A 17,368-nucleotide genomic window follows, 5' to 3' on the forward strand; every position below is an offset into this window, starting at 1 on the left:
TTTAATCAAAAAATCGTCGACCTTATTGATCGCCATGTCCAGCGCCAGCCAACCAGAAAACCAGCCAGTTGCCCCCGCCTTCCGTGTCGAACGCTCCGCGGTCCACGGCAACGGCGTATTCGCCCAGCGCGACATCGCCCCCGGCGAACGCATCGTCGAATACGGCGGCCGCGAAATCACCTGGGAAGAAGCGCAGCTGCGCGCCGAAGTGCAGGGCGGCCCGCACAACCACACCTTCTTCTTCAGCCTGGCCAACGGCAACGTCATCGACGGCGGCGACCACGGCAACGAAGCGCGCTACATCAACCACTCATGCGAGCCGAACTGCGAAGCCATCGAGGAAGAGGATGGCCGCATCTTCATCTACGCGCTGCACGACATCCGCCAGGACGAAGAGCTCAGCTATTCCTACCCGCTGATCTACGAAGGCCGCCACACGCCGGCCATCAAGCGCGCCTTCGCCTGCCGCTGCGGCGCCGCCCGCTGCAGCGGCACCATGCTGGCGCCCAAGCCGCGCAAGCGCAAGCCGAAGCCGCTCACGCCGGATGCGCCAGCGGTTCCTGCAGCGTACGGCCCTGGATTAGCAGCTGCTCAAAGTCCGCAGCCGGCAGCGCCGGGCTGAAATAATAGCCCTGGATCTCGTCGCAGCCGTTGCGGCGCAGGCAGTCCAGCTGGCTGGCGGTCTCCACGCCCTCGGCGATCACCCGCAACTTCAGGTTGTGGGCCAGCGCGATGATCGACACCACGATGGCCGCCTCGTCGCCGTCGCCGATATCGCTGACAAACGAACGGTCGATCTTCAGCACGTCGATGGGGAAGTGGCGCAGATAGGAAAAACTCGAATAGCCGGTGCCGAAATCGTCGATCGACAGCGCCAGTCCCAGCGACTTGAGCTTGTGCAGCAGCTCCACCGCCTGCGTCACATCGTGCATGAACAGGCCCTCGGTCAGCTCGATGTCGAGGCAGGCCGGCGGCAGCCCGGTCTGGCGCAGCACCTCGGCGATGGAACTGACCAGCTGTGGCTCGCCGAACTGGCGCGGCGACAGGTTGACAGCGATGCGCAGCGCGCCGAAGCCGGCGTCGATCCAGGCGCGCGCCTGGCTGCAGGCCTCGCGCAACACCCACGCGCCGATCTCGACGATTAAGCCGGTCTCCTCGGCCAGCCCGATGAAGCGGTGCGGCGCCACCATGCCCAGCTCCGGATGCTGCCAGCGCAGCAGCGCCTCCATGCCGACCACCCGGCCGCTCTGCACATCCACCTGCGGCTGGTAGTGCAGCACGAATTCCTGTCGCTCCAGCGCGCTGCGCAGGGCGCTCTCGATGCGCAGCCGCTCGCGCGCCTCCTCGTTCATGGTCGGCTCGTAGAACTGGACATTGTTGCGGCCCAGCTTCTTGGCGCGGTACATGGCGATGTCGGCGTGCTCGATCAAACGCTGGGCCGAGGTGCCGTCGGCGCCGTACACCGCCACGCCGATCGAGCAGGTGACAAAGAACTCCTTGCCCTCCAGCATCACCGGCTGGGTCACGGCGCGCATGATGCGCTGCGCCACGTCGTGCGACAGCGCCTGCTCCGGGTACTCGGTCAGGATGGCGACAAACTCGTCGCCCGACAGGCGCGCCACGGTGTCGCTGTCGCGCACGCTGTCCTGCAGCCGCTGCGCCACCGTCTGCAGCAGCTGGTCGCCGGCCTTGTGGCCCATGCTGTCGTTGACGAACTTGAAGCGGTCCAGGTCGATCAGCATGACCCACAGCGGCTTGCCGCTGCGGTTGGCAAACGCCACCGCCTGCGCCAGCCGGTCCTGCAGCAGCACCCGGTTGGGCAGGCCGGTCAGCACGTCGTGGTGGGCGATGTGCTGGATGCGCTGCTCGGCCAGCTTGCGCTCGGTGATCTCGGTGCCGGTGCCGCGGTAGCCGCGGAACTGGCCGCGGCGGTCGTACACCGGCTCGCCGCTGGTGAGGAACCAGTGGGTCTGGCCGTCCACGCCCAGCAGCGAATACTCCAGGTTGGAGAACGGCAGGTGCGCCTCCAGCGTGGCCTTGTGGTCGCGGCCGTTGCGGTTGTCCCACTTGTCCGGCTGCGCCTCCCAGCGCGTCTTGCCGAGGAAGGCCTGCGGATCCTGCTTGCCCTTGTCGAAGAAGCCGCCGGTGATGTTGGTGAAGCGGAACTGCTCGTCCTGCTCCCAGTACCAGTCCGACGACAGCGCCAGCAGGCGGCGGAAGCGGTGCTCGCTCTCCTGCAGCGCCTCCTCGGTGCGCTTGCGGGCGGCGACGTCGTCGGCCAGCTTGTCGTTGCTGAGCTTGAGCGCGTGGGTGCGCTCGTCCACCAGCCGCTGGACCCGCACCGAACGCCGCGCCAGCGAATTGACGAAGGCCGCCGTCAGCAGCGAGAACAGCAGGCCGCCCAGCAGCGTCGACAGCGAGCCCAGGTGGTGCGGCAGGAACGGCCGCTCCAGCGGCGTCACCTGCACATGCCAGGACTTGCCGGCGGCGTTGAAGGTGCGCACATAGGGCTCGCGGTAATCGAAGGCCAGCCAGCGCTGCAGCCAGTGCGGCGCCGGCACCTCGCCGCTGGCGCGGCCGCGCGTGTAGACCAGGTTGGCCGGCCGCAGGTCGTCGCCGATGTAGACCTGCACCAGCAGCTCCGGGTCGTCGAGCAGGTCGGCCGCCAGCAGGATCTTCTGGATCAGGTCGGTGGAGCGGATGACCGCGCTGGTGTTGCCCAGCCACGCCGCGCGGCGCCGTTCCACCGTGCCGAGGTCGGCGCCGGCGCGGTACACCGGCAGCATCAGGACAAAGCCCTGCTGCTGGGCCCGTTCCTGCGCCAGCCGCATCAGCGGCGTGGTGCGCGGCTGGCCGCTGTCGACCGCCTCGGCGATGGCGCGCGCCATCGGCGCCAGCGAGGCGACGTCGAGGCCGAAGGCGGCCTCGTTGCCCTCCAGCGGCTCCAGGTAGTCGACGATGACGTGCTGCGCGCGCGGCGCCAGCGGCAGGTTGCCGGCGTCGTGCAGCTGGTAGCCGGGATAGCGCAGCCGCATCTCGGCCTCGTAGCGGCGCGCCGCGGCGTCGTCCAGCACGCGGTGGAAATTGAAGGCCTGGACAAAGGGATAGCGCTCCAGCAGCGGCTGCGTGAAGCTGGCGAACTGCTCGCGGCTGACCACGCCCATCGTCTTGAACACGCCGTTGAGGATGGTCACCAGCTCCAGCGTGTCGTCCATGCCGCGGCGGATGGCGGCGGCGCGCATATGGCCGCGCTGCTGGAAACTGAGCTCCATCTTGCTGTACTCCAGCGCGCTGACGGCGATGAACAGCAGGCCGGTGACGGCCAGTCCGGTCAGCAAGGTCAGGATGGCGGCCAGCGAGATCCGGGAGGTTTTGCGGGAAGACGGCATGGCGCGCTTTCCGGAAGGGGTGACTCGGCGCGGGCGGGGCTGGGGACCGCAGTGATGCTAGCTAGTGTGTCACAAAAAATGCCGTGGCGACAGATTATTTGTCAAATAACCACATGGCGCGGCTCAGCCCCAGCGCAGCCGCAACACGATCCAGTGCGCCAGCAGCCGGTTCAGCAGCGGCAGCGCCAGGCCCCCGGTGCGCGCCACCCGGCGCTGCATGGCCAGCGCCGGCGAGGGGCCGCCGCCCTGGACCGCAAACACGATGCGGTTATTGCCGGCGATGCCGGTAAACCCGCAGATGCGGCCCTGGAAGGCGGCGCGCAGCCGCTTCACCATGGCCGGATAGTGGGGATCGTAGCTGAACAGATTGGCCACCAGCACGCCGCCGGGCCGCAGCGCGCGCCGGCAGTCGGCGTAAAATCTGGCGCTGCCGAGCGCCGGCGGCAGGCCCTCGGCGTCGAAGCCGTCGACCAGCAGCACGTCGGCGCTGCCGGCCAGGTGCGGCATGTAGTCGACCGCGTCGGCCTGCACCACGCGGAAGCGGGCGTTGTCGCGCGGGATGGCGAACTGCTCGCGCAGCGCGATCACCGCCGGATCGAGCTCCAGCACCGTGATGCGGCTGTGCGGCAGATAGCGGTAGCAGAACTTCGCCAGCGAGCCGCCGCCCAGGCCGACCATGACGATGTGTTCCGGCCGCGGCTGGAACAGCACGAAGCACATCATGGCCCGCACATAGCTGAGCACCAGGTGGTCCGGGCGCGACAGGCGCATCTCGCTCTGCACCATGCCGGGCTGGAATTCCAGCAGGCGCTTGTCGCCCACGGTGCGGACTTGCGGCGGCGGGCGGTTGGCGGGTGGCGTCAAGTTTTGTCGGGATGTGGATTTACATAGGGAATCATAGTAGCATGGCGTCAGCACGGGCCAGCCCCTCGGCGGCCAACTTGGAGAGAGATACGATGTTTTTAGACCACCCTACGCTTACCGCCACCAACAGCTTCACCGAGCCGGACCGCCTGGAACGCCTGAGCCGCGTCTACGGCTACGTGGCGGCGCTGGCCGACCTGGCCGGCAAGCAGAGCTTTATCGAGAAAGTCAGCCAGCTGCACGACCACAAGGGCACGCTGATCGTGTTCTGGCACGACGCCCCCAACGAAGACGAAAAAGCCTTCTTCACCCAGGCCTGGTCCAGCAAGATGGGCGACGGCAGCAGCAACGTCGAACACGAGGTCTGAGCCCGGCGACTGACGGGCGGCGCGCATGGACATCAAAACCTTGCTGCTGGCGCTGGCACTGGGCAATCTGAGCCTGTGCGCAGCGCTGTTCTTTTTTGCGGCCGGCGCCCGCCGCGCCGGCCAGGGCGCGCACGGCCACGCCACCTGGGCCCGCGCCAAGCAATGCCAGGCGCTGGCCTGGTGTCTGTTGTATTTGCGCGGCGACCTGCCGGACCTGCTGACCATCCCGATCGCCAACGCCGTGCTGTTCGCCGGCTTCGCGCTGGACGCCGCCGCGCTTTGGGAGCAGGCCGGGCGCCGCATCTGGCGGCCCTACCTGGTGCCGGCGCTGGGCGCCGCCATCGGCGTCTACGTCGCGGCCTGGCTGCTGCAGCTGCCGGCCGGCGGCCGCATCGCCATCGGCGCGGCGGCCAGCGCCTTCTTCTTCCTTGCCGGCGCCGCCGCGCTGGGCCGCGGCTGGCGCAGCGGCAGCCTGCTGCACCGCAGCCTGGTGCTGTGGATGCTGGTGCTGACGGCGGCGGTGCTGGCGCGCGGCGTGCTGTCGCTGCTGCCGGACGGCGGCCGCTGGCTGAATCCGGTCGCGGTGCAGGCGGTCGGCGTCATCGCCCTGTATTTAATGATGCTCGGCAACGCCTTCGGCTATCTGCTGCTGGCGCGCGAGCAGGAGCGCGGCGAGCTGGCGCGGCTGGAAGTGGTCGATCCCCTGACCGACGTGCCGAACCGGCGCGGCTTCTACACCGCGCTGACGCCGTGGATCGCGCTGGCGCGCCGGCCCGGCATGCCGACCGCGCTGATCATCCTCAACCTGGACCAGTTCAAGCGCGTCAACGACAGCTACGGCCACACCGCCGGCGACGTGGTGCTGAAAGCCATGGTCGACGTCTGCAAGAAGCAGCTGCGCGATTCCGACCAGATGGGCCGCCTGGGCGGCGCCGAATTCGCCATCCTGCTGCCGCGCACCTCGCTGGAGGATGCCAGCATGGTGGCGGAGCGCATCCGCCACGCCGTCGCCGCGCTGCCGGTCAAGGCGGAAAAGGCCATCATCAACATGACGGCCAGCCTGGGCGTGACCACCATCCGCGCCGAAGACAGCACCGTCAGCCTGTTCAAGCGCGCCGACGAGGCGCTGCAGGCGGCCAAACAGGCCGGCCGCAATCGCGTCGCGGAAGCTGAAGTCATCAAGACGTAACAAAGTAGGCATATCGTGCTTATAATGGTGTAAATCGTTTAGTCAGATTCCAAATATATGTACGCAGCCGTAGACCTGGGTTCCAATAGTTTTCGCCTCCACATCGGCAAGCACGATGGAGAGGCCATCCGCGTACTGAAAAGCGTGCGCGAGCCGATCCGCCTGGCCGCAGGGCTGGACAAGGACGGCAACCTGACGCCGGCCGCCATGCAGACGGCCCTCAACTGCCTGAAGAACTTCCGCACCGTGCTGGCGGCCTACAAGCTCGATGCGGTGCGGGTGGTGGCCACATCGGCCATGCGCGTGGCGCGCAACGGCGCCGCCTTCCTGCCGGAGGCCGAACTGGCGATCGGCTACCCGATCGAGATCATCTCCGGCGAGGAAGAGGGGCGCCTGATCTATATGGGCGTGGCGGCCGCCGTCGCGCTGCCCGGCGAACGCCGGCTGGTGATCGACATCGGCGGCGGCTCGACCGAACTGATACTCGGGCGCGGGCCGGAAATCGAGAAGGTCGAATCGTTCAGCGTCGGCACCGTCAAGCAAAGCCTGTCGTTCTTCATCGGCGGCCGGGTCGACGGGCCGTCGTTCGAAGCGGCCATCCTGTCGGCGCGCAGCCACTTCGAGGATGCGGCGCCGCCGTACCACCCGCAATTCTGGAAGCAGTGCTACGGCTCCTCCGGCACCGCGCGCACCATCGCCGACATCATCATCAAGAACGGCCTGGGGCGCGAAGTCAACGCCCAGTCGCTGGAGGCGCTGAAACAGCGCTTCATCGAGTGCGGCCATGTCAGCAAGATCGACATGCCCGGCCTGAAGCCCGACCGCGCCTCGACCATCATCGGCGGCCTGGCGATTCTGATCGGCCTGGTGCGCGAACTGGACATCCCGCTGGTGGTGCCGATCGAGGCCGGCCTGCGCATGGGCGTGATGTGGGATTTGCACCTGCGCTCGACCAAGCGCGATCGGCGCGAACAGTCGGTGCAGGCCTGCGTGCAGCGCTTCCACGTCGACCAGCGGCGCGCCAACCGCGTGGCGGTCGACGCGCTGGCGCTGTACGCCCAGACCAAGCCGGCCGGCGACCAGTACAACCGCCTGCTGTACTGGAGCGCGCTGCTGCACGAAATGGGCATGGTGGTGTCGCACACCGGCTACCACAAGCACGCCGCCTACATCATCGCCAACGCCGATTTGCCCGGCTTTACCGCGCGCGAGCAGCGCACCATGAGCGGCATGATCGTCGCCCACAAGGGCAATCTGCGCAAGGTGGCCGAGGTGCTGGCCGAAACCGACTTCGCCAAGGCCATCGTGGCGTTCCGGCTGGCGGTGCTGTTCATGCACTCGCGCATCGACCTCGATTTCACCCAGATCAAGCTGCGCTTCAAGAGCCGCATCGAGCTGGAAATCCAGCGCGACTGGGTGGCCCAGCACCCCACGCTGTCCTATTGGCTGGAGAAGGAACAGGAGCAGTGGGACGAAGTGGGTGTAGACTTCCTGATCCGGACCAGCGGCTAACCAGGAGACGCCATGCACGACAGGATTACTCGCTATTGCGCTTGCATGTTGCTAGTCCTGTCGCCGGTGGCGGCTGCGGCCAGGGACAGCGTCACCCTGTGCTACGAGGCGCAGGACGTCAAGCCGTGGCGCACCGAGAAGGGCGGCGGCCTGAATTTCGCGCTGCTCAAGATGGTCGAACAGCGGCTCGACATCCATTTCGATTTCCAGAGCATCCCGTGGAAGCGCTGCCTGGCGCAGCTGAAGGCCAACGCGGTCGACGGCGCCTTCGCGGTCAGCTACAAGGCCGACCGCCGCGAGCTCGGTGAATATCCCGGCGGCCAGGAAGTCGACGCCTCCAAGCGCATGCACACCGACAGCTACGTAGTGCTGCGCCGCAAGGGCAGCCAAGTGACGTGGGACGGCAAGCAGTTCAGCCACCTGGACGGCGCCATCGGCTTCCAGCTGGGCTACTCGGTGGGCGACGTGCTGCGCGCGCAGAACCTGGAGGTGGACGAGGGCAGCCAGCGCGCCGACGAGCTGGCGCGCAAGCTGATCGCCGGCCGGCTGGCCGCCGCGGCGGTGGGCGGCAGCGACGCCGCCGGCCTGATGCGCGGCCCGCTCGGCGCGCAGCTCGATCAGCTGCCGATTCCCATCATCGAGAAACCGTATTTCCTGATCCTGTCACACGCGCTGGTGGCGTCCAGGCCGCAGCTGGCGGCGCGCATCTGGAGCGAGATGGAACAGGCCCGCAACAGCCCGGCCTACCGCAAGCTGGCGGAGGCGCAAGGAGTCCATCATTGACCACGTGCTAAGCGACGGCGGCGGACCGCTGACCCAACTGCGGCTGGCCTGGCGCCGCAACATCCTGCTGCGCCTCGGCTTCGGCATCTTCCTCGCGGTGGACATCTCCACCGCCATCTACACCACCTACGTGATGCAGGCCCTGCGCAGCGAGGCCGAACAGAATTTGCACGAACGCGCCGAGCGGCTGGCGGCGGTGCTGTCGCAGGCGCTGGCGCGGCCGCTGTTCGACATCAACAGCGCCGCCGTCAACAGCGTGGTCGACGCCTCGGCCGCCACGCCGGAAGTGCTGGTGCTGCGCGTACTGGGCCCCAACGGCGCGGAGCTGGCCAGCTACGTGTCGCCGATGAAGGAGCCGGCGGCGTCGATCCGCGTGCGGCGCGAGATCGCCTTCAGCGACGCCCGCCGCAGCTACCCGGTCGGCGCCATCGACCTGGCGTACTCGCGCCAGCAGATGGACACCGACCTGAAACGGCAGATCGTCAACACGGTGGCGGCCAACCTGCTGCTGGCGCTGGGCATCGTGTTTTCCATCTTCCTGGTGGGGCGGCGCGCGGCGCGGCCGTTCGCCGATATCCGCACCGGGCTGGAAAAGCTGACGCGCGGCGAGACCGACATCAAGCTGTCCGGCATCGGCCGCGAGGATCAGGTGGGGCGGCTGTCCGACGCCGTGCTGCGCTTCCGCGACACGCTGACGCGGCTGCGCGACGCCGAACGCGAACTGCGCGACCTGAATGGCCAGCTGGAACAGCGCATCGCCGACCGCACGGTGGAACTGACGCGCAGCATCCAGCAGGCGCGCGACAGCCAGGCCAAGCTGCAAACCATCGTCGACACGGCGCTGGACGCGGTGGTGCGCATGGACCTGGAAGGGCGCATCGTCGGCTGGAACCGCCAGGCCGAGGTGATTTTCGGCTGGAAGGGCGAGGAGGCGCTGGGCCTGCCGCTGGACCAGACCATCATCCCGCCGCGCTTCCGCTATGAGCACAAGCGCGGCATGCAGCGCTACCTGACGGGCGTCAGCAGCGGCGTGCTCGATACCCGCATCGAAGTCTACGCCCTGCGCCGCAACGGCGAGGAATTTCCGATCGAACTGGCGATCACGCAGGTGAGGACGGAGGAGCGCAACAGCTACGAATTCTGCGCCTTCATCCGCGACATCAGCGAACGGCGCGAGCGCGAGCAAAAGCTGGTGACGGCCAACGTGATGGCCGAAGCGGCCAACATCGCCAAGTCCGAATTCCTGGCCAATATGAGCCACGAGATCCGCACGCCGATGAGCGCCGTCATCGGCATGGCCTACCTGGCGCTGCGCACCGAACTGACGCCCAGGCAGCACGACTACATCAGCAAGATCCACCGCGCGGCGCTGACGCTGCTGGGCATCATCAACGACATCCTCGACTTTTCCAAGATCGAGGCCGGGCGGCTGGAGGTGGAGGCGATTCCGTTCGCGCTGGAGGACGTCCTGGCCAACGTCAGCAGCGTGACGGCGCAGCGCGCCGCCGACAAGCAGCTGAACTACGTGGTGGAGATGGGGCCGGGCGTGCCGCGCTATCTGGTGGGCGACCCGCTGCGCCTGGGGCAGGTGCTGATCAACCTGGTGAACAACGCCGTCAAGTTCACGCTGGAGGGCAGCCTGGAACTGCGCTGCGAGCTGCAAGGCACCGCCGCCGACGGCAAGGTGGTGCTGCGCTTCACCGTGCGCGACACCGGCATCGGCATGTCGCCGCAGCAGAAATCGCGGCTGTTCCGCGCCTTCAGCCAGGCCAACGGCTCGACCACGCGGCAGTACGGCGGCACCGGCCTGGGGCTGTCGATTTCGCAGCAGCTGGTGCGCCTGATGGGCGGGAATATCGACGTGCAGAGCGAGGTCGATCACGGCTCGTCCTTCCATTTCGAGCTGGCGTTGGCCTTGTCCGACGCGGCGGCGCTGTCGCTGCAGTCGGCCGTGCAGCATGGGCCGGCGGCCGATGCGGCGCCGGACGCGGCGTCGCGCCGCACGGCGCGCGTGCTGCTGGCCGAGGACAGCGCCGATAACCAGGAAGTGACGCGCGCGCTGCTGGAGCTGCAGGGGCTGGACGTGGAAGTGGTGGCCAACGGCCGCGAAGCGGTGGAGCGCCTGATGGCGGCCGGCCCGCACGCCTACGACCTGGTGCTGATGGACCTCGGCATGCCGCTGATGGACGGCCACGAGGCCACGCTGCTGCTGCGCGCCGACGCCCGCTTCAACGAACTGCCCATCATCGCCGTCACCTCGCACGCGGTGGCCGGCGTGCAGGCGCGCTGCCTGGAGGAGGGCATGCAGGACTACATCACCAAGCCAATCGATCCGCAACGCCTGTACAGCGCGCTGTCGCGCTGGCTCGGCATATCGATGAAGGTGATTCCGCCGGTGGCGCCGCTGCCGGACGCGGTGGAAGGCGCGGCCGACGCGCGCAAGGCATTGGCCGAACTGGCGGCGCTGCTGGCGGACTTCAGCGGCGAAAGCACGGACTATTTCGAGCGTGCGCGTGGCGCTTTGGCGACATTGTTGACGCCGCAGCTGATGGCGCGGCTGGATCACCACATGGAGCAGTATGAATTCAAGGCCGCCGGCAAGCTGCTGGCGGAGGCGCTTGGACATCAGGAGGGACTATGAATTCCATTCATCGGGCGACGGTGCTGATTGTCGACGATACGCCGGACAACCTCACCTTGCTGTCCAACCTGTTGAAGGACAAGTACCACACCAAGGTCGCCACCAGCGGGGCGACCGCCTTGCAGATTGTGGCTTCCTCCAGGGTGGACCTGATCCTGCTGGACATCATGATGCCCGACATGGACGGCATTGAAACATGCAAGCGGCTCAAGGCCGACGCTGCGAGTGCATCGATTCCAGTATTGTTCCTGACCGCCAAGAGTCTGCAGGAAGACGAAACGATAGGGCGCAGCGCCGGTGCGGTAGACTTCCTGCGCAAGCCGGTGAATCCCGATTTGCTATTCGCGCGTGTGGCGGCGCATCTGAAATGATATATACTGTTTATATTGTTGAATAACCTGGAGTGAATATGGCGACCAAACCTGCCACCAAAACCACCGTAACCAAAACCGCTGCCGCCAAACCGGCCGTGGCAAAACCAGCACCGAAAGCAGCACCGAAGGCCGCCGTCAAACCGGTCGCGCGCAAAGCCGTCGCCAAGCCGGCGCCAGCGAAAGCCGCCGCACCTGCCAAGGCCGTAGCGAAGAAGGCAGCGCCTAAAGCCGCGCCGAAAGCAGCTGCGCCGAAGGCCGCCGCACCGAAAGCCGCTCCAAAGGCAGCGCCTAAAGCAGCCGCACCTAAAGCAGCCGCACCTAAAGCAGCCGCACCGAAGGCCGCCAAGCCGGCCGCCGCGCCTGAGGCCAAGGTCAAGGTCCACAAGGAAAAACTGGTGCGCGACAGCTTCACCATGCCGGAAGCCGAATACGCGGTGCTGGGCCAGGTGAAGAAAGCCGCCCTGAAAGCCGGTTTCGAAGTGAAAAAGAGCGAACTGCTGCGCATTGGCGTGGCGCTGATCTCGCAGATTGACCTGGCGACGCTGAAAAACGTGCTGGCCGGCCTGCCGCAGCTGAAAACCGGCCGTCCGAAGAAGGCCTGATTAAAAAACAACACGTCACGAAAATGACATTTCCTTGTCATTTTCCTGAAGTATTCGCTGGTTACGCTTGCTTTGTCTTCCACACAAAAGGGATGAAGCATGCAAACCTCGATCATACAAGCGGATGTCCGAGCAACGTCCGGCAAGCTGGTACTCAGTATGGCAAGCACGCCGGAAGAACTGCGTGAAGTCCAGCGCCTGCGCTACAAGGTGTTCATTGAGAGCATGGGCCTGAGCGCCCTGCAAAGCGCCGATGGCCTGGATAGCGACGAATTCGACGAACATTGCGATCACCTGATCGTGCGCGACGCCGACAGCCTGATGGTGGTCGGTACCTACCGCCTGCTGAGCGCCTCGCGCGCCCGCAAGCTGGGCCGCCTGTATTCCGAAGGCGAGTTTGACCTGGGCCGCCTGAACAACATCCGCGGCCGCGTGGTCGAAGCAGGCCGCGCCTGCATTCACCCTGATTACCGTGGCGGCAGCGTCATCATGCTGTTGTGGTCCGGCCTGGCCGAGTACATGCGCCGCGAAAACGCCGAATTCCTGGTCGGCTGCGCCAGCATCTCGCTGGCCGATGGCGGCCACAATGCCGTCGCCGTCTACCAGCAACTGGCGGCCAAGCACATCGCCCCGGTCGAATACCGCGTCACGCCGCATCTGCCGTTCCCGTTCTCCAAGCTGGAAGCCGCGCAAAAGCCGCAAGTGCCGGCACTGCTGAAAGGCTATATGCGCTCCGGCGCCTGGATCTGCGGCGAACCGGCCTGGGATCCTGATTTCGAAAGCGCCGACCTGTTCCTGCTGATGCCGCTGGCGAACCTGGACGCCCGCTACGCCCGCCACTATGGCGTCAACGGCGAACAGCTGGCCGCCTGACGCGCCTGCGCAGCCCCGTGTAAAATAAGCCGTTGTGCTTATTTTGCGGGGCAGTCATGAAGTTGGATCTGGAGTCGGACAAGACGGGTTATCAGGAGCGCCCTGTCACGCGCCACAAGGGCGCGAGCGATGCGCGCACCACCGACCGCGTCATCGAGGAAGTGCCGGTGGCGCTGGTATTCAATGGCATCTCGCATGCCGTCATGATGGTCACCCCGCGTGACCTGCAACCGTTCGCCATGGGCTTTGCCCTGACCGAAGGCCTGGTTGCCCAAGCCTCTGATATTTTTGACATCGAAGTGCACGAGCACGCGCGCAGCTTCGAAATCGACATCACCATAGCCAGCCAGGAATTCGTCCAGCTCAAGCAGCAGCGCCGCTCGATGGCGGGCCGCAGCGGCTGCGGCGTGTGCGGCATCGAAAGCCTGGAGCTGCTGGACCTGCAGCCGGAGCGCATCGACGCGGCGTCGCTGCATGCGGAGGGCGCGCTGCAACCGGCGATCGCCAACGCGGCGTCGCAGCTGGGCGAGCACCAGGCGCTGATGCGCGCCACCGGCGGCGTGCATGCGGCGGCGTGGTGCGACGCGCAGGGCAATGTGCTGCGCGTGTGCGAAGACGTGGGGCGCCATAACGCGCTGGATAAGCTGATCGGCCATCTGGCGCTGGAAGGCGTGGACATGCGGCTGGGCTTCGTCTTCATGTCCAGCCGCGCCAGTTATGAACTGGTGCGCAAGGCGGCGCGCATGAACATCCCGATGCTGGCCACCATCTCCGCTCCCAGCACGCTGGCGATCGACATCGCCGCCGAAGCGGGCATCAAGCTGGTAAGCTTCTGCCGCCACGACAGCTGCGTCGAGTACACCTAAGCGTTGTTACGCCCACGCTTGTGCGAGCGTGCGGTGAAAAAGGTCGTTCAGCTTTGGCAAAACTTCACTCTGCAGGGCATGTTCCGGTGTGATCATCTCCAACCAGCCGCGATAGTTGGTCTTGGCCATGCTGCGATAGTGATAAATACCGCGTTCGCATGAATACACCGTGGGCAGCAGCTTGCGCGCCTCGTCGGCGAACCAGTCCTTGGGATGGACATAGATGAAGCGCGCATCATAGTCGCTGTTGGGCGACGCGAAGCCCCACGCGCGGCTGCCGGATTCGACGGCCAGCAAAACACGCACGCCATGCTCCGCTTCAGCATCGCGGATACGCTGGCGGATATCAGCTTGTACTTCGTCAGGAATCATTGACTTATACCTCGTTTCGGGCGCGTTTCCGCTTCGCCGGCGCGCCATATCCGTTAGTCGGGAAAAGCCAGTGGAACCAGGTACAGGAAAAGACAGTTGTTCAAGGCATGCGCGATATAGGACGCCCAGAATGCCGGGAAGTAGCCCCACGGACGCATCGCCATGTAGCCTGTGGAAAATAGCGCACCAGCGACCAGCGAGCCTATGCCATGCCCCAAACCGCCATTCAGATAGTGCCCCGACGCGAAAACCACCGCACCCAATGCGATGCAGACGCAGTCATTGAAGCCCAGCCTCCGTGCCAGCTCCAGCGGGAGCAGTTGCGCGATCAAGGTCTCCCATAGCGGCACCAGCACCACACCCGTTAGCAAGGTCATGACGGGCCCGAGATGGGACAGCCCGGCCGCTGCCGACTCTCCCAGTGATTCGTGCGGCAGGAAGGCCAGCATCAAGCCGATGGCGCACAATGCCAGGACCGTGCTCGCAATACCCGTACAAGCGCCGACCAGCAACGCAAAGCGGTAGGGCCGGGCAGCTACCCGAGAGGCCGGCCCCAGTTTGGCATAGATCAGATTGTATGTGCGCATCGGACGTGATCAACGCTCTCAACGGGGCGTATAGACCGGCTTGTCGGTTTCGCCTTTCTCCACCATCGCGAGCTGGCGCTGCAGTTCCTTGCGCTCGCTGTCATCCTTGGCCGACGCCACCAGGTTGCGCAGGATGGCCGTGTGCGCCGCCTGCAGCGCCTGCGCCGCCGGCACGGCGATGTCCGGTTTCACGCCGACGTGCTCCCAGTTGGTCTTGGTGACGAAATTGGTGGTGCGCGAAGTCGGGATCGAGACCACAATCTCGTGTCCCACGCTGAACCAGCCGACCGGATTGGAAGCGCCGCCGGTGGTTTCTCCGACCAGCGTCCCGCGCTTCTGCACCTGGAAGTCATAGGCGCAGTCCTCCCCGGCGGAAAACGTGCGGGCCGAGGTCAGCACGTACACGGGCTTGTCGTAACGCTGGGCCACCGACGGCACGGTCCAGAACTGCCGCGTCGTATCGTCCGGGCGGTTGTAGATGTCGATCAGGTGCCGGTGGTCGCCGAGCGGGAAGAAGTGGCTCATCAGGTAAGCCACGCCGGCCGGGCTGCCGCCACCGTTGCGACGCAGGTCGAGAATCAGCGCGTCCGTGCCCGCCATCAGCGACATCGCCGCCCCGTATGCCGGGCCGGAAAATTCCGGACCGCCGAAGCCGCGCAGCTCGATGTAACCGACGTTGCCGGGCAGGCGTTCGATCTTGTCGATGTCGTAGCCGCGCCGCGCGGCTTGCTCGCGCCATTCTTCCATCTTGGCGCGGCTGGGCACCTCGGCGGCACCGTTGCGCTCACGAAAACCTTCGTAAAATCCGGCGGAAAAATGCCCGTCGCTGCTGAATTTGCGCAAGTCCGCGTTCAAGGCCTCGCTGAACGCTTTCGCACTGGCGGCGGATGCATAGCCGCCCTTGGCATTCTTGTCTGCGATCGCGCGGCCTACCTTTTCTCCCAATGCCGGATCGATATAGTTCGCGTTGATTTTCTCCGCCAGCGTCTGCACGATCGCTGCACGGTCGGACGCGTTCAAGGGGAGGTCTTCCACCGCCAGGGCGGAAACCGACAACAGCATGCTGAACACCACGCTTGCGACCAACTTTTTCTTACCTGACATACTTGCCTCCAGTTGAACTACTCATCGATTGATCGGTGTTGCAGCGCTTCCGCCAGGGCGGGCATATAGGTGCGACTGGCGCGCAGCACGCTGCCGTCGCGCAGGCGCAGCAGCGCGTCGCGGTTGGTCAGCGAACGCAGCTCGGCGATCATGTCCAGCCGCACGATGGACGAGCGGTGCACGCGGTGGAACTGCGCCGGATCGAGCTGCATGGCCAGGTTGTGCAGGCGCTCGCGCACCAGCCAGGTCTTGCCCTGGGCATGCAGGGTGGCGTAGTCGCCGTCGGCCTCGATGCGCTCGACATCCGCCACCGGCACCAGCACCGTGCGCGATCCGACCCGCACGCTGAAAGTGCGCGCTTTCGGTGGCGCCGTCGGTGTCGAAGGCGGTACCGCCGTAGCACGGCTTTGGCCGTGGTAGGGAAACGCCTGCTGCGCGCGGTCCAGGGCTTCGTCGAAGCGTTCGTCATCGACCGGCTTGAGCAGGTAATCGAGGGCGGCCAGTTCGAAGGCCTGCACGGCAAAGCCGTCGTAGGCGGTAAGCAGGATCGCCATCGGCCGCTGCGCCGGCGGCAGCGCGGCCAGCACGTCGAGGCCGGACTTGCCCGGCATCTCGACGTCGACGAACGCCAGGTCGGGCTGCAGCGCCACAATCCCTTCATGGGCGCTGGCGCCGTCGCCGAACTCGCCCACCAGCTCGAAACCGGCGCGCCGCGCCAGCCTGACCTTGACTGCCAGCCTGGCCAGCGGCTCGTCGTCGATGATCACGACCCGGATAGTCATGCCGCCGCCTGCAGGCCGCGCAGCGGCATGGCGATGCGCACGCGGAAGCGGCTATCGGTGCTCCAGCCGGCGTCCACCTCCTGATCCTCGCCGTACAGGTGGCGCAGGCGTTCGCGGACGTTGGCCAGGCCGATGCCGCTGCCCGCGTGCGGCCGCTGCTGGCCGTCGTTCTGCACGTCGATCAGCAGGCGCTGGCCGTCACGTTCGACCAGGATGTCGAGCCGTCCCGGCGCGGCCAGAGGCGCGATGCCGTGGCGGATCGCATTCTCGACCAGCGGCTGCAGCATGAGGTAGGGCACGACGCTGTCCAGCAGGTCGGGGCCGGCCTTCATGGTCAGGCGCAGGCGCTCGCCGAGCCGCGCCTTTTCGATGGCGAGGTAGGCGTCGAGCAGGGCCAGTTCATCGGCCAGCGCATGCTCATGGCGGCCGTCGTGTGCGAGGGTGGAACGCAGGAAGTCGGACAGGGACGCGAGCATGCGGTTGGCTTCGCGGTTGGACTGGGCCGACACCAGCGCGGAAATCGCGTTCAGGGAATTGAACAGGAAGTGCGGATTGACCTGCAGCCGCAGCGCGCGCAGCTCGGCGTCGCGCGCCGCGCTTTGCGCCTGGGCCAGATGCAGGCGGACCTGCTGCAGCGACAGGTAATAGGCCGCCACCGCATGCACCGCGCAGAACGCGACCAACGCCAGCCAGCAGCTATCCAGGCCCCGCGCCAGCGATGCCCAGTGATAGCCCGTCTCCCGTCCGATCGCGATGCCGAAGCTCTGTCCCAGCAAGGCGTTCGTAATCGCCATGCCATAGGTCGTCACCAGCAATATCGGTCCCATGCGCAGCCAGGACCATTCGCGGCGCCACATGGCCCGTTGCATCAGCGTCAGCGGAACCAGCCACACCAGGCAGGCGACGAAGAACAGCGTACGAAAGGCCACAATATAGCTATTGCTGTAGGCGGGCAGGCCGAGGATGGCCATGCAGACGCAAACCGGCAGTGCGGCCAGCACGGGAACCAGCAAGGGCGTTTCGACTTTCACGCAGGCTTTCCAAAAATGTAAGGAAGCGTTG

The 17,368-nt window shown here is 66.2% G+C and carries 17 protein-coding genes; 10 read left to right on the plus strand and 7 right to left on the minus strand.

What is annotated here, in order from left to right; translation table 11 throughout:
• Positions 1-34: 34 nt before the first annotated feature.
• Complete coding sequence (locus GJ698_RS15445; protein WP_154358550.1) at positions 35-622, plus strand: SET domain-containing protein; 588 nt, start codon at positions 35-37, stop codon at positions 620-622.
• On the opposite strand, the gene GJ698_RS15450 is transcribed toward GJ698_RS15445, so the two are convergent.
• Positions 537-3,389, minus strand: a complete 2,853-nt coding sequence (locus GJ698_RS15450; RefSeq protein WP_154358551.1) for a bifunctional diguanylate cyclase/phosphodiesterase — start codon at positions 3,387-3,389, stop codon at positions 537-539. The genes GJ698_RS15445 and GJ698_RS15450 overlap by 86 nt on opposite strands.
• 123 nt (positions 3,390-3,512) lie before the next feature.
• On the minus strand, positions 3,513-4,253 hold the full coding sequence (locus tag GJ698_RS15455) for a spermine/spermidine synthase domain-containing protein (RefSeq protein WP_503826445.1): 741 nt from the start codon (positions 4,251-4,253) through the stop codon (positions 3,513-3,515).
• Positions 4,254-4,345: 92 nt separating this feature from the next.
• On the opposite strand from GJ698_RS15455, the gene GJ698_RS15460 reads away from it, so the two are divergent.
• The 9 genes from GJ698_RS15460 to fdhD all read left to right on the plus strand — a co-directional run bounded on the left by GJ698_RS15460 (position 4,346) and on the right by fdhD (position 13,461).
• Positions 4,346-4,621: a hypothetical protein gene (locus GJ698_RS15460; protein WP_154358552.1), complete on the plus strand. Its 276-nt coding sequence runs from the start codon at positions 4,346-4,348 to the stop codon at positions 4,619-4,621.
• A gap of 25 nt (positions 4,622-4,646) precedes the next feature.
• Complete coding sequence (locus GJ698_RS15465; RefSeq protein ID WP_154358554.1) at positions 4,647-5,810, plus strand: GGDEF domain-containing protein; 1,164 nt, start codon at positions 4,647-4,649, stop codon at positions 5,808-5,810.
• A 57-nt stretch (positions 5,811-5,867) separates the two neighbouring features.
• Positions 5,868-7,322: a Ppx/GppA phosphatase family protein gene (locus GJ698_RS15470; RefSeq protein ID WP_154358555.1), complete on the plus strand. Its 1,455-nt coding sequence runs from the start codon at positions 5,868-5,870 to the stop codon at positions 7,320-7,322.
• A gap of 45 nt (positions 7,323-7,367) precedes the next feature.
• Positions 7,368-8,105 carry a substrate-binding periplasmic protein gene (locus GJ698_RS15475; protein WP_229260004.1) on the plus strand — a complete coding sequence of 246 codons (738 nt, stop codon included), beginning with the start codon at positions 7,368-7,370 and terminating at the stop codon, positions 8,103-8,105.
• Positions 8,106-8,109: 4 nt separating this feature from the next.
• Complete coding sequence (locus tag GJ698_RS15480) at positions 8,110-10,746, plus strand: ATP-binding protein (RefSeq protein ID WP_371865326.1); 2,637 nt, start codon at positions 8,110-8,112, stop codon at positions 10,744-10,746.
• Entirely contained in the window at positions 10,743-11,117 is a 375-nt protein-coding gene (locus tag GJ698_RS15485) for a response regulator (RefSeq protein WP_154358557.1), read from the plus strand. Before GJ698_RS15480 ends, GJ698_RS15485 begins: the two co-directional genes overlap by 4 nt.
• Positions 11,118-11,155: 38 nt before the next feature.
• Complete coding sequence (locus GJ698_RS15490) at positions 11,156-11,722, plus strand: hypothetical protein (protein ID WP_154358558.1); 567 nt, start codon at positions 11,156-11,158, stop codon at positions 11,720-11,722.
• Between the two features lie 99 nt (positions 11,723-11,821).
• On the plus strand, positions 11,822-12,595 hold the full coding sequence (locus GJ698_RS15495) for a GNAT family N-acetyltransferase (protein ID WP_154358559.1): 774 nt from the start codon (positions 11,822-11,824) through the stop codon (positions 12,593-12,595).
• Positions 12,596-12,651: 56 nt separating this feature from the next.
• Positions 12,652-13,461 (plus strand): formate dehydrogenase accessory sulfurtransferase FdhD, encoded by an 810-nt coding sequence (fdhD, locus tag GJ698_RS15500; RefSeq protein ID WP_154358561.1) that lies wholly within the window; start codon positions 12,652-12,654, stop codon positions 13,459-13,461.
• 6 nt (positions 13,462-13,467) lie between these two features.
• Here fdhD and GJ698_RS15505 read toward each other — a convergent pair whose 3' ends face one another.
• The 5 genes from GJ698_RS15505 to GJ698_RS15525 are packed head-to-tail and all read right to left on the minus strand — an operon-like array spanning position 13,468 to position 17,337.
• Positions 13,468-13,833: a DNA polymerase beta superfamily protein gene (locus GJ698_RS15505; RefSeq protein WP_371865327.1), complete on the minus strand. Its 366-nt coding sequence runs from the start codon at positions 13,831-13,833 to the stop codon at positions 13,468-13,470.
• Between the two features lie 53 nt (positions 13,834-13,886).
• Positions 13,887-14,420 carry a CPBP family glutamic-type intramembrane protease gene (locus GJ698_RS15510; protein ID WP_154358562.1) on the minus strand — a complete coding sequence of 178 codons (534 nt, stop codon included), beginning with the start codon at positions 14,418-14,420 and terminating at the stop codon, positions 13,887-13,889.
• Positions 14,421-14,438: 18 nt separating this feature from the next.
• Positions 14,439-15,524: a S41 family peptidase gene (locus GJ698_RS15515; protein ID WP_154358563.1), complete on the minus strand. Its 1,086-nt coding sequence runs from the start codon at positions 15,522-15,524 to the stop codon at positions 14,439-14,441.
• Between the two features lie 17 nt (positions 15,525-15,541).
• Positions 15,542-16,306, minus strand: a complete 765-nt coding sequence (locus tag GJ698_RS15520; protein ID WP_154358564.1) for a LytR/AlgR family response regulator transcription factor — start codon at positions 16,304-16,306, stop codon at positions 15,542-15,544.
• Positions 16,303-17,337: a sensor histidine kinase gene (locus GJ698_RS15525; protein ID WP_371865328.1), complete on the minus strand. Its 1,035-nt coding sequence runs from the start codon at positions 17,335-17,337 to the stop codon at positions 16,303-16,305. Before GJ698_RS15525 ends, GJ698_RS15520 begins: the two co-directional genes overlap by 4 nt.
• Positions 17,338-17,368: the final 31 nt, after the last annotated feature.

Origin of the sequence: Duganella aquatilis (assembly GCF_009674565.1) — a bacterium.
In the GTDB taxonomy this organism is placed as follows: domain Bacteria; phylum Pseudomonadota; class Gammaproteobacteria; order Burkholderiales; family Burkholderiaceae_D; genus Rugamonas; species Rugamonas aquatilis.

What these genes read in the sequence shown, in the direction of transcription:
- GJ698_RS15445 (WP_154358550.1), top strand. Translation starts at nt 35, where the DNA reads ATGTCCAGCGCCAGCCAACCAGAAAACCAGCCAGTTGCCCCCGCCTTC.
- GJ698_RS15450 (WP_154358551.1), bottom strand. Translation starts at nt 3,389, where the DNA reads ATGCCGTCTTCCCGCAAAACCTCCCGGATCTCGCTGGCCGCCATCCTG.
- GJ698_RS15460 (WP_154358552.1), top strand. Translation starts at nt 4,346, where the DNA reads ATGTTTTTAGACCACCCTACGCTTACCGCCACCAACAGCTTCACCGAG.
- GJ698_RS15465 (WP_154358554.1), top strand. Translation starts at nt 4,647, where the DNA reads ATGGACATCAAAACCTTGCTGCTGGCGCTGGCACTGGGCAATCTGAGC.
- GJ698_RS15470 (WP_154358555.1), top strand. Translation starts at nt 5,868, where the DNA reads ATGTACGCAGCCGTAGACCTGGGTTCCAATAGTTTTCGCCTCCACATC.
- GJ698_RS15475 (WP_229260004.1), top strand. Translation starts at nt 7,368, where the DNA reads ATGTTGCTAGTCCTGTCGCCGGTGGCGGCTGCGGCCAGGGACAGCGTC.
- GJ698_RS15485 (WP_154358557.1), top strand. Translation starts at nt 10,743, where the DNA reads ATGAATTCCATTCATCGGGCGACGGTGCTGATTGTCGACGATACGCCG.
- GJ698_RS15490 (WP_154358558.1), top strand. Translation starts at nt 11,156, where the DNA reads ATGGCGACCAAACCTGCCACCAAAACCACCGTAACCAAAACCGCTGCC.
- GJ698_RS15495 (WP_154358559.1), top strand. Translation starts at nt 11,822, where the DNA reads ATGCAAACCTCGATCATACAAGCGGATGTCCGAGCAACGTCCGGCAAG.
- fdhD (WP_154358561.1), top strand. Translation starts at nt 12,652, where the DNA reads ATGAAGTTGGATCTGGAGTCGGACAAGACGGGTTATCAGGAGCGCCCT.
- GJ698_RS15505 (WP_371865327.1), bottom strand. Translation starts at nt 13,833, where the DNA reads ATGATTCCTGACGAAGTACAAGCTGATATCCGCCAGCGTATCCGCGAT.
- GJ698_RS15510 (WP_154358562.1), bottom strand. Translation starts at nt 14,420, where the DNA reads ATGCGCACATACAATCTGATCTATGCCAAACTGGGGCCGGCCTCTCGG.
- GJ698_RS15515 (WP_154358563.1), bottom strand. Translation starts at nt 15,524, where the DNA reads ATGTCAGGTAAGAAAAAGTTGGTCGCAAGCGTGGTGTTCAGCATGCTG.
- GJ698_RS15520 (WP_154358564.1), bottom strand. Translation starts at nt 16,306, where the DNA reads ATGACTATCCGGGTCGTGATCATCGACGACGAGCCGCTGGCCAGGCTG.